9 protein-coding genes are annotated in these 11,571 nt (G+C 46.5%); 1 reads left to right on the forward strand and 8 read right to left on the reverse strand.

Annotation, left to right across the window (positions count from 1 at the left end; genetic code table 11):
- From FSB75_RS03685 to FSB75_RS03720, 8 genes are all read right to left on the reverse strand, one after another.
- A complete protein-coding gene (locus FSB75_RS03685) occupies positions 1–2,436 on the reverse strand; it encodes a TonB-dependent receptor (RefSeq protein ID WP_146782940.1) in 2,436 nt (811 codons plus the stop codon).
- 50 nt (positions 2,437–2,486) lie between these two features.
- Complete coding sequence (locus FSB75_RS03690) at positions 2,487–2,996, reverse strand: hypothetical protein (protein ID WP_146782943.1); 510 nt, start codon at positions 2,994–2,996, stop codon at positions 2,487–2,489.
- A gap of 60 nt (positions 2,997–3,056) precedes the next feature.
- Positions 3,057–4,115: an oxygen-dependent tRNA uridine(34) hydroxylase TrhO gene (gene trhO / locus FSB75_RS03695; RefSeq protein WP_146782945.1), complete on the reverse strand. Its 1,059-nt coding sequence runs from the start codon at positions 4,113–4,115 to the stop codon at positions 3,057–3,059.
- A 105-nt stretch (positions 4,116–4,220) separates the two neighbouring features.
- Positions 4,221–4,565, reverse strand: coding sequence for a hypothetical protein (locus FSB75_RS03700; protein ID WP_146782948.1), 345 nt, complete (start codon positions 4,563–4,565; stop codon positions 4,221–4,223).
- 127 nt (positions 4,566–4,692) lie between these two features.
- Positions 4,693–7,200 carry a DUF5686 and carboxypeptidase regulatory-like domain-containing protein gene (locus tag FSB75_RS03705; protein ID WP_172623054.1) on the reverse strand — a complete coding sequence of 836 codons (2,508 nt, stop codon included), beginning with the start codon at positions 7,198–7,200 and terminating at the stop codon, positions 4,693–4,695.
- 150 nt (positions 7,201–7,350) lie between these two features.
- Positions 7,351–8,586: an OmpA family protein gene (locus tag FSB75_RS03710; protein WP_146782954.1), complete on the reverse strand. Its 1,236-nt coding sequence runs from the start codon at positions 8,584–8,586 to the stop codon at positions 7,351–7,353.
- Between the two features lie 182 nt (positions 8,587–8,768).
- On the reverse strand, positions 8,769–9,398 hold the full coding sequence (locus tag FSB75_RS03715; protein WP_146782957.1) for a response regulator: 630 nt from the start codon (positions 9,396–9,398) through the stop codon (positions 8,769–8,771).
- A gap of 121 nt (positions 9,399–9,519) precedes the next feature.
- Positions 9,520–9,924 carry an SET domain-containing protein gene (locus FSB75_RS03720; RefSeq protein ID WP_146782960.1) on the reverse strand — a complete coding sequence of 135 codons (405 nt, stop codon included), beginning with the start codon at positions 9,922–9,924 and terminating at the stop codon, positions 9,520–9,522.
- Between the two features lie 113 nt (positions 9,925–10,037).
- On the opposite strand from FSB75_RS03720, the gene mgtE reads away from it, so the two are divergent.
- Positions 10,038–11,453 (forward strand): magnesium transporter, encoded by a 1,416-nt coding sequence (mgtE, locus tag FSB75_RS03725; protein WP_172623055.1) that lies wholly within the window; start codon positions 10,038–10,040, stop codon positions 11,451–11,453.
- Positions 11,454–11,571 lie beyond the last annotated feature (118 nt).

Consider the following 11,571-nt stretch of genomic DNA (forward strand, 5'->3'; position numbering starts at 1 on the left):
TTAAAAATTATACTTCAAATTCACGGTTCCAAAATAAACGGCCTCCGTTGGCCCAACCATGTACGCATCCGGTATTTGGTTCACAAAAACCATGATAGGGTATTTTATTCCGGCGATGTTGTTCACGCCGAAAGACGCATCCAGATCAAAGTGGCGTGAAAGTGAATGACGGTAACCCAGTTTTGCGTTCAGTAAACTGTAGCTGGTTACATGATAAGGCACACCGTTCGCTAAACCATCCGATGTGAGCGGGAACGGATCGCGGTAGGTGTACGCAAGGTTTCCGTAAAGACCCGGCTTCGTCGTAAAATCAAAACCAGCGCTGGTCACCCATTTTGAAACGCCGGCCACTCTGTTGCCCTTATAGTTTACCACTGTTGAAAGCGTGGTTGAGAAAGGATAATCGTCGTACTTGAAATCGGAATACGTGACGTTGGCAAAAGGCATAATGGCGCTAACGAAACCAGTAGATGATTGATAGACTGTTGACTTTAACAAAGCCTCAATTCCTTTATGCGTTTGCTTTCCGCCGTTGAAAACATAACTGTAAAGCGTAGCAGTGCCCGCAGCGTTCACTACGTTTTTGTTGGAGAATTTGTCGCTGAAGATGGCTTCAAATAATGCTAACTGGTAATTGAGTTTTCCCTTGAGCAGCGAACCTTTTGTGCCGATTTCAAACTGATCGCCGGTTTCGGGTTTCAGATGGCTGTTTACGACGCCGGTTTCGGATGAAGCCGTTGCTGCGTACGGAATGTAAAAGAAGGAACTGACCGGCGCTTTGTATGCACGGTTATAGGATGCGTAAACAGAAAATTCCTTGCTAAAAACTTTGTTCAAGGCCACACGCGGCGAGAGTCCCGGGTAATAAGTCGTGTCGTAGTGCGTTGGTTTGTTGGGTGTGGCTGCGCTGTAAATGCGGTCGTCGAGCGCCACTTTCATGTTGCTCCAACCCAACCCGGCTGTAATAGAAAAATCGCTGGGCAAAGCCAGGGTCCATTCCGTAAACAGAGAGCTTGTGGCCGTGATACTGTAAACGTTCGAGGTTGTTCCATTGGCGCCTGCGGCGGTACTTCCAATGATGAAATAAGGATCGCCATAACGCCAAACGTGCGTTGCGCCAAGCGGATCAATCATGCCGTAGCCGATGGTTTGCGCATTCTGGCGTTGCGTTTCTACCCCGGTTGTGCCGCTTAGCGTTGCGCCGTTGCCAACGGCAAACTTTGTATCAAACGTTGAACGAAGCCCGATGTTTAACGCCAGTTTATCCGTCCAACCTCCTGCCGAAGAAACGTTGCTCGTAAAACTTGTTCCGAAGATTGAGGTTGTGTTGGAAAGGTTGTTGTTGAACTGGTAAGTGTGTTCAGCACCGGCTCGAAAGGTATAAACATTACTGTGTGCGTTGCGCTTGATGTATTCGGGGTTTCCGCTAAAATCGTTTGCGTCCCATTGCTGAATGGTTAACTCGCCGCTGCGTTGGTCGTAACTGTTGCTGTACCCAAAATACGTGTTGATGGTTTGCTTCGCGTTGGGTGTAAACTCGGCCACTGCATTCACAAAACTCTTTCGCGAGTTGTCGTGAATCGTATAGCCTTCGGTCTTTTGGTTGCCGTAGTTCAAGAGCAAAGAAGAACGTTCGCCTGCTGTGGCAAACTGCGTGGTGTAGCGTTGTAGGTTGTAATTTCCAACAAGCGCTTCCTGGCTAACGTAAGTCTTTCCCTTTTCCGGACGGATTGTGTGTAGGTTCACGACGCCGGCAATAGCCAAGCCGTACAAAGTTCCGGACGGCCCTTTCACCACTTCCACGTTGCCAATGGAGCCAAAATCAATATCGTCCAACGTTGTAATGCCCTCTGCATCGGTTACCGGAATGCCGTTGAGGTAAACTTTGTAGCCCTGTCCGTCAAAGTTTGATGAGATTCCTCTCGTTCCTCTTGAACCGTTTCCGTAGCCGCGAATGTTGAATTGTTGTCCGCCCGAAACGCTTCGCCGGCTCATGGTTACACCGGGAACGTTTTGAAGGATGGCATCGTCCAGAAACAAACCGGTGCTGCGTTTTAATTCAACGGGACTAAGCTTGGTAATGGAATTGGGCTGGTAGAGAAGTGCTTTGTTTTGATTGGATGTAGCGGTTATCTCCACGCGGTCGAGTGTTTGCGCCGTAGGCTGCAAGGCAACGAAGAGTTCCTCGCCGCAGTCGCCGATTGTTTTTTGTGCGGCGGTATAGCCCACGTAGCTAACGGAAAGCGATTGTGCTTTGCCACATTCAAGTGTGAACGTCCCGTTGTTGTCGGTTACAATTTTTTTCCCCGCGTAGATAACGGTAGCGCCAGAAAGCGGTGTGTTGGTGGCCGCATCGGTTACACGGCCTTTGATGTTTTGTGCCTTTGCAAAAAGGCAGGTTGCCACAAACGCAGCAACGCATAGAATTTGTTTCATCTTGCGATTTGTTTGCTGATAAAATGGTGATACGGTTCTGTAAAAAGAAATCAGCAAACCCGGGGTGGCGGCGTCAACACCTGTGTTGGTGTAGCGAGAAGTGAAAAAGCATAAAGAGAAAAGGATGTCAACTTTTCTTGTAGAAAAATTTCGCTTTTTAAAACGGTTACGGGAAGAAAGGGTGCTTTTAATAATTTGAAAAGTGATTGCGACGGACTCTTCTCAGAAGAAGAATTTTGCGTTTTGAGGTACTGATCCACAAGCGCCGTTTCTTTAGCATCGGCAAGGCACCAACAAACCGTTTTGCCGTCTTTCTTCTCAATTTCCACTACATCGAACATGGTGTTTTGATAGCGAAATTCTGTTTTGCTTTCCCAATCAAGTGAAGCCAGGCCGGATGTGGTAAAAACAAGCTCGGTCAGTTCGGTTCTTCTTGTATTTATCAATTCTTTTTTGACGGCTGATTTTATTTCGGCAAGGCGAAACTGGTAAAGCAAATGATAGCCTCCGACAAGGAAAAGCAGGCAGCAAAGCGCTAGTATGGTCAGAAACTTTCTCACGCAGTGATGCTAAGATAAGTTCTCCAAACTGTTTGTTGTTGCCGATGAAAGAAAAAACTTTTACTGTCCTTGCTCTGTTTTCTGCAGTTCCGAAAGTTTCGGCCGCAGCCTCGCTCTTGATTTGTTGAAAACGTTTCGGCCCTTGTCAACGCCCTTGCGTTTTTCTTTTTGTTCTTCAAGCGGAAGGTGAATGAAATCAAAACATTCAGGACCACATGTTCCCTCCCACTTTGTTTTACATTCCTCGCACTGAATAAAGAGCAAGTGACATCCTTCGTTGGCACAGTTCACGTGTGTATCGGCAGGCGTTCCGCATTGGTGGCATTTGGAAATAACCTCTTCTGTTACCCGTTCTCCAAGACGGTTGTCGAAAACAAAATTCTTTCCGCGAAACTTCAGCGGCAGGCCGTTTTCTTTTGCCTGGTTCACGTAGTTAATGATGCCGCCCTCAAGGTGGAAAACATTTTTGAATCCCTTGTGCAACATGTAAGCACTGGCCTTTTCGCAACGAATGCCACCGGTGCAGTACATGATGATGTTCTTTTCTTTTGCGTCTTTCAGCATGTCAGCAGCCATCGGCAATTGTTCGCGAAACGTATCAGACGGAACTTCGATGGCGCTTTCAAAATGTCCCACTTCATACTCGTAATGATTGCGCATGTCCACCACAATCGTTTCCGGATTTTCGGTCAGGCGGTTGAAGGCTTCGGCGTTCACGTATTTGCCCCGATTTTCCATATCGAAGCCTGGATCTTCGATGCCGTCGGCTACAATCTTGTCCCGCACTTTTATTTTCAACACCCAAAACGACTTGCCGTCGTCATCCACGGCAATGTTTAAACGAATTCCGTTCAAGGGACTGATGGAATACAAATAATTTTTAAAAGCTTCGAAATTTGACATCGGTACGCTGATTTGTGCGTTGATGCCTTCGTGCGCCACGTAAATACGGCCAAACACGTTCAACTTGTCGAGATGCAAAAACAGTTCGTCCCGGAAAGCTTTCGGGTCGGCAACGGGAAAATAATGGTAGAAGGAAATGGTTGTACGCGGTTCGGTTTCCGCCAACAAGCGTTGCTTCAGTTCCTTTTGGGAAATGCGGTTGTGTAATGCTGCCATAAATAAATTTTGGCTCACTTGCAGGGTGAGAAAAATTTTTAAACGGCGCAAAGATAGCCTTCGCATCCTCTCGGAAATGTGAAAGAAAGACTGATTTTACTCAGCTTAAATAACGCCGGCAAGAATGAGAACAAGGGCAATGATGGCAAGAACCAGCGCAGCCACCGGGGCAAGCACAATCAGCGCAATCAAAGCAATACCCAGTAAAATGTAGATCAGTGTTCTATCGGAAACGGATGCTCTTGGACTAAAAAGCGATTTTGCTTTTAGCTTGAGCGTGGTAAGAAAAAATTGACGCTTCAGTTTTCGAACGCTTTTCTTGCTCATTTGCGCACCGTAAACCGAAAGAATGACCATGCTGAACAAAGCATCGCCTATATCATTGGAAGGAGTGTTTGGCGTAACGGGAACCGGTTTCTCTACGTGTTGGATGGTTGTGCTGAATGCCATAATTTATTCTTTTGGTTTGGGGTAATAAGGTCGGGGGCAAAAATAAGGAATGTAAAATGTAAAATCCAAAATGCGAAAGTGCCGTTCAGTTGAAGCGATTTACGTTCTGCATTCTATATTTTATGTTTTACATTTTCCTGCTGATGCTTCCACCCAATGCACCGCCCAAGCCAATGCGCACACCAAAATTGTGTCCGGACTGCGCTTGCGTGGCGGTTACAAAATCCACGCGGAATAATTTGAAAATATTTTCCAGGCCCGCAAAAGCCTCGACGTAATAATTGTTTCGGTTGATGTAAAACGTGTTGGTGCCGCCAACAAGGTTCCATTTCAATTTGTTCAGCAGCGGAATTTTGTTGGTGAGCAATCCGTTGAAATGATGTTCGGCGTGAAGCAGGCCGTAAAGCCTTTCCGTGTTGCTGTAACGGTAATACGGCGCCAATTGAAAGCTGTTCACATAGTTCCAGTTTGAGAACATTTGGTTGCCGTTGAAGTGCGTGAAGTCGGGAATGTCAACGTGCTTGTTGTTCAAAAATCCGCCAACGCTTACGCGATATTTGAACGTACCCAGGAGCTTTAAGTTCGTTTCATCATAAATGGAAAACTTCCATTTGTCAAAATCGGCTGTGCTGTTGAAGAGCGTTGGAATGCCTTTCGCATATTGCAATTCGAAGGTTGGATATTTTGAACCGATGGGCACTTTTGATCGCGGAAACTGAATGTATTGCTGTCCCGGTTGAAAAGAAACGGTAGCCGATGTTACAAAAGCAGCGTGCCTTTCAAAGGGAACGCTGGCCAACTCATAAGGATGGTTCGGCAACAACATTTCTCCTTTCTTGAAAAAAGAAAAATCTGTCGAATTTTCCACCGGTATGCGGTCTTCGTAATTGGCAGCAAGATTCAACCTTAGACCGTTTTCAAAGCGGTTGTTGTATTCTACTTTTCCAAACCAGGCCTCATAAAGCTTGAGATAAGCCCGTTTATAAAACAACGTGTACAATGCGTTGGCAAAGGGATCAACGGGATTGTCGCGATTAAATTGCAGCAGCCGCTTGCCACCACTGAATTGCAGGTAACGATTGCGAAAAGGCTCTTCCCGGTTTTGGATGGTGAAAGCGCCAAAAGAATTCAGGTGATGATTGCTGAAACCATACCGCGTATTCCAATTCAATTCGTATTCTTTTTTCTTCTTGTGCGGTTGAATGCTCAATTTTTGGTTCGCGATGAGCGCAAAACCTTCCACGCTGTTGTAACCAATTCCCATCGGTAAAAAAGGATCAAAGCGATAGATGGAAACAGCGGAAGGCGAATAAAAATATTTGATAACGCCGCCTTTTACAAACTCGCGAAGCTGAACTGGCTTTTGCGCCCTGCGCAACGAATCCATGTAGCGCCTCGAATGTAACGAATCGCGGTCGGCGCGACGAAGGCTGTCTTTAAAAATGAAATTCCGCCGCTCGTCCTGCTCCAGCGGCAGGGGTCGCAGGTTGCTCCAATAACTGCTGTCGTGCCGGTTGTAAGCCGTGTCGTACTTCATCAAAATGCGGTTGAAAAAACCTTTCTTAAAACCAGGATTCAGGTTGTAATTGGAATACACGTTCAGAAAATCGCCGGAGATGCCGAAGCCAAAAAATTTTGCCGAAAGTGACACGACCTGATTGGCCGTTTTGTAAACATTCTTTTCAACTTCGGTGTGCAATTGCGTAACACGAAGCGTATCCAGCAAATCCAAGCCCTGGCTTTTGTTCGTCGCCAGGTTCAGACTGTGAATGCGCCATTCCTCGTCCACAATTTGCAGATAGCCCTCAAACAAAGGTTCGTTCTTTCTGCGTGGCGTTACCCGAATGCGGTCAATTAGCCTTCCGCCTTCAAAAAACGAACCTTCAAACCGGAATTTGTAATAATGAAAAGCGGCATCAGCCAATGGCGATACAAAGCCTCTCGGATTAACGTTGCCGCTGAAAAGCTGCACGTTGCTGTTGTAAAAATTAACGAAGAAGGGAAAGCTAAAACCAAAGCCGCCACCGCCGCTTACCCGCGACGACACAACTTCGTACTTTATTTTACCAGGTCGCTTGTACGCTACTTTTGTCAATGATTCGGAAAGGAACAATATGCCCTTGCCGGTTGAATCAATGCCTTCCTTTTTCAATTCGCTTTTGTCAATTTTCTGCCCGAAAAATTTATCCGGTATTTCGTTGGAGCGAATCAAGCCTTTGATGTAAACGTCCACCGTCAGTGAATCGGTTTGCCGGTTGTAAAAATCACGTTTGGCAATGGTCTTGCGCATGATTTCGAGTGCCGGGTCTTCGCCTCTTTTAATCAGCACTTCTTCCATCTTTAGTTCCTGTTCTGATAGACGAAAATCAACGACAAGGTTTGTGTTGTTTACCCGAACCGTTTTCTCTTCTGTTTTGTAACCTACGTGCCGGCATTGAAGAACGTAGGTTCCTTCGTCAAGTGATAACGAATATTTTCCGGTGCTGTTGGCAATGGCGCCTTTGTTCGTGCCTTTTACCGAAATGGATGCAAAGGGAAGCGGTGTGCCTTTTTCGTCGGCCACAGTTCCGGTAACGGTAGCGGCAAAAGGTTTTAAAGCTGAAAGACAAAAGAGAAACAGGCAGAACGGTTTCATACGCAGCGGCATGAAACGAATGTAAAGGGATTGGTCTTATGAAAGCGTTAAGAAGGAGTACGGATTAAGTAGAACTGATATGGCGATGCCGTGAAAAAGAATAAGCAATTGGTTTTGGTTTGAATGACTTTGCCTACTTGAATGAAAGGACTACATCTTCACAAACTCTACACGCCGGTTGTTGGCTTTGCCCTCCAGGCTGTTGTTGTCACTGATGGGCTTTGTATCGCCCAAACCTTTTGTGGAAAGACGCGAACCGTCAACGCCCATCGCTATGAGTTGTACTTTCACGGCCTCGGCTCTTTGTTGCGAAAGGGTGAGATTATGGGCTGCCGTGCCGCTGTTATCGGTATGTCCTTCGATGCTGAATTTTAAATCGGGATTCTCTTTCAACACGCCAACAATCATGTTTAATGTACCCATGCTTTCGGGCTTGATGCTGGCCTTGTCAATATCGAAATTAATGCCGTGTGTGATGATCTTACTCTCGGTAAATTTTTTGCCAATCATGTTCATGTCGCCACCCGAGGCAATGCGAACGTTCTTAAAAATAAGCGGTTGTTCTTCGCTGCCAATGCCGCCGAAACCAACTTTAAAAAACTCGCTTTTTGTATCCGGCACCACCAATATTCGGTTCTGATCAACGTAAAGTTTTAATTGATGATTCTTCACTGCAATCGCTATATGATGCCACTTGTTGACGAAGTTTTCATCTTGCAAACCGGCCGGATAAGCTTTGGAGAAATCCACCACGCCGTTGAAGGACGCTTCCGATGCGCCTACTTGCACGTCTGACGTGGTTTCGCAATTGCAGGCCGGGTCTATTCGGCTCAGGAAAGTAAGAATGCCGTAAGCCCTGTCTTTGTTGTAATAATCAAATTCAATCGTAAAGGGTTCGGTTAAATATTTTTCGGTTTTCATTCGTGGTTTAACACGAGCGTAGTTTCCTTCTGTCAAGAACAAAGCTTCTTGTCCGCTTACTTTGTTAAGCTGCCCCTGTCCTTTTTCCAGTTCCCAATGCGAGGGAAATTCGCCGTCCTGATCGCCGGTAAAATTGTCCTCAAATAAAATTTTATCGCCGGGTACAAAATCGTAGTTCTGGTAAACTTTTAAAGAAGGCGTTTCGTTATTTCCCGTTTCTATGTTAGACACTTGCTTCACGTTGTTGTCCTTCGCGTCGCTGCCTTTTGAACCGCCGTTTTTCGTTGCGTTGTCCACGCCGTCGGCCGCTTTGTCCACGGCCTTGTCAATTTTTTCGTCTTCCTTTTGCTCGGCCTTGTCTTTTACTTTTTGCTTGATCTTTCCCAAAATTCCTTGTGCGTTCACGGGTGTAAATGGCGCTGCAAAAAGCGTTAGAACAAAGGCATAGCCGAGGAGCTTTTTCATATCAGTTATTTTTAAGCTAAGCTAACCGGGGTAAGCTTGCAAGACAATCGCATTAAAATGCGACGAGGGATAAAGACGATATTGGGATATCAGGATATTTCATTTGGGGTACCGTCCTTCCGTTCGGCACAATTGAGACAATCACCCCATCACCTAATATCACAACATCCTAATATCCTTTCTCACTTCATTCCGTAAACCCTGTTGAGTGCTTCGGTGCGGCTTTGCACGTGAAGTTTTTCGTACATCCGGCGGATGTGTGTGCGAACCGTGTCAATGCTGATGCCTTCCGCGGCCGCAATCTCTTTGTAACGTAGTCCTTTGGAAAGGTCGTGAAGGATGCTTTTTTCTTTGGGCGTTAGCAAGGCTTCTTCACTTTTGTTGTTTTTTGCCTGAAAGGTTTGAATGACGCGCCGCGCAATTTGCGCACTCATGGGCGAACCACCGGCGTGCACGTCGCGGATGGCTTCGAGAATTTTAACCGGCTCTGTTTTTTTGAGAAGATAACCGTGAGCGCCGGCTTTCAACGATTCGAAAATATTGTCGTCATCTTCGTAAACGGTGCTCATGATAAACTGCGTGTTCGGGCAGGCTTGCTTTACCTGCCGGAGACAATCTATGCCGTTGATGCCGGGCAAGTGAATGTCCATCAATACAACGTCGGGACAATGCGCAGGCAAGGCTTTTACCGCCTCTTCACCGGTGGCGTAAACCTGGTTGCAAATAAAACCCGGGCTGCTGCCGATGAGAATCTGCAAACCTTCGCGTATGTCTTTAATGTCTTCGACTATGGCGACTGTGATCAAGGACATAAAACAAATTTAGCGGTTGCAAAGGCCTCTTCGTTTCGCATAAAAGTGTGACAAGCGCAAATTTTGCAGCAGGAATTTTTTCATTTCAATGCCAAAGCAATGTCAACCTGCGATTCCTGAACTACGATGCCGGAAACCACAGCGGGTCCTGGCTGTTCCAATCGCCGTTGTAATTGATGAAAAGTTCTTCTCCTCTTTTAATGTCTCTTACCGCTTTTACTGCGATGACCTGCTTTTTAAAGTACATTTCGTATTCGCAGTTCGACTGAAAAGAATGGTTGTAAACCGGCACCAATCCGAGCGCCATTGCGCATTGGTCGCGGGCTTCGCCCCATTCAAAAATATAATCGTGCAAGAGCGTTTTGTCCAGCAGTTTTCGCTCTTCGGCATTCATGACAATCACGGGCGCCAGTTCAATGAGCGTACCGGCAGCGATGGGTGCTTTTGTAAACACGCCGCGTCCCATCTTCTTTGTGCCGGCGGCGTGCACATCGTCCAATAAATAGCTCAATTGTTTTAGCGTCATAAATCGAAATTCAAAAAGTCAAAACCAAAAGTAAACGGTCTTTGCTGATGAAGGCTTCGTTTGAATTTAGCCTTTTGCTTTTGCCTTTTTTCTTCGTGCAGTAAATTTGGCGCATGACGTTGGAAACATTACAGGCAGAATTGGAGCATGTGCTGGAAAAAGGCGATCCAGAAGAAATCGGAAATTTCCTTGACCAGCAAAACATAAGCGACGTAGCCGAACTGATTTACACCGTGCCCGAACACGATGCGTCCATCATCATGTACATGTCCATCCACCGCGCTTCCGGCGTGTTTAAAATATTAGAGACGGCCACGCAACAGGACATTATTCAAAAACTTCCTCCCGGCAAAACCGCCGAACTGTTAAATGAACTGCCGCCCGATGACCGCACCGCTTTGCTGGAAGATCTGCCCAGCGACGTAGTGCGTGAACTTATCAAACTGTTGAACCAGGAAGAGAGAAAAATTACGCTTTCGCTTTTGGGTTACCCCGAAAACAGTGTGGGACGTTTGATGACGCCCGATTACGTTTACGTGCAGGAAACCGATACGGTGCAGCGTGTCCTCGAAATCATTCGACGCGTGGGAAAGAACAGCGAAACGATTGATGTGATTTACGTGATTAACGACAAAGGCGAACTGCTTGACGACATACGGATCCGTGAATTTATTCTGGCTGCGCCCAACAAAAAGGTCAGTGAGTTAATGGACAACCGGGTGATTTCGTTAAATGCTTACGCTGATCAGGAAGCCGCCAATGAAGCCTTTAAGATGAACAACCGCGTGGCCCTGCCCGTGGTGAGTAACAGCAACAAACTTTTGGGCATCGTTACCATTGACGACATTCTTTGGGTAGCCACCGAGGAATTTAGCGAAGACATGCAAAAAATAGGCGGCACGCAGGCCTTGAATGAACCGTATCTCGACATTGCTTTTTTCAAACTTATTCGCAAACGGGTAGGTTGGCTGCTGGCGCTTTTTGTAAGTGAATTGTTGACGACGTCGGCCATGACCTATTTCTCCGACGAGATGCAGAAAGTGGCCATACTTTCCATTTTTGTTCCGCTAATTACCTCCAGCGGCGGCAACAGCGGCTCCCAGGCATCTACGCTGATCATCCAGGCAATGGCCGTTGGCGAAGTCACTATTGCTGACTGGTGGCGGGTAATGCGCCGTGAAATTTTATCAGGCCTTGTATTAGGAGTTATCCTCGGCTCGGTAGGTTTTTTGCGCATCCAGATATGGCACGAACTCATTCAACACGGCTTTATGCACATGAAAGACCCCGAAATCAGAACCGCTTACCTTACACACTCGACGGCAGTGGGTTTAACTATCGGTTTTTCGCTTATCGGCATTGTTTTGTGGGGAACATTGGCCGGTTCCATGCTTCCCATCTTTTTGAAAAGACTTGGCGCCGATCCCGCGGCTTCTTCTGCGCCCTTCGTTGCCACGCTGGTGGACGTAACAGGCATCATCATTTATTTTTCGATGGCTTATCTTATTCTCACGGGTATTTTGTTGTAACAAAACCTTGCCTCCTAAAGTTTTGGCTTGTCAGCATTTTTTTAGACTTTCGCGCCTGCCAGAAAGGATATTGAGATATTGAGACAGTAAGTTACCGGCTTTGCCGTTCCTGTTTTTC

Origin of the sequence: Flavisolibacter ginsenosidimutans, from assembly GCF_007970805.1 — a bacterium.
GTDB classification, from domain to species: domain Bacteria; phylum Bacteroidota; class Bacteroidia; order Chitinophagales; family Chitinophagaceae; genus Flavisolibacter; species Flavisolibacter ginsenosidimutans.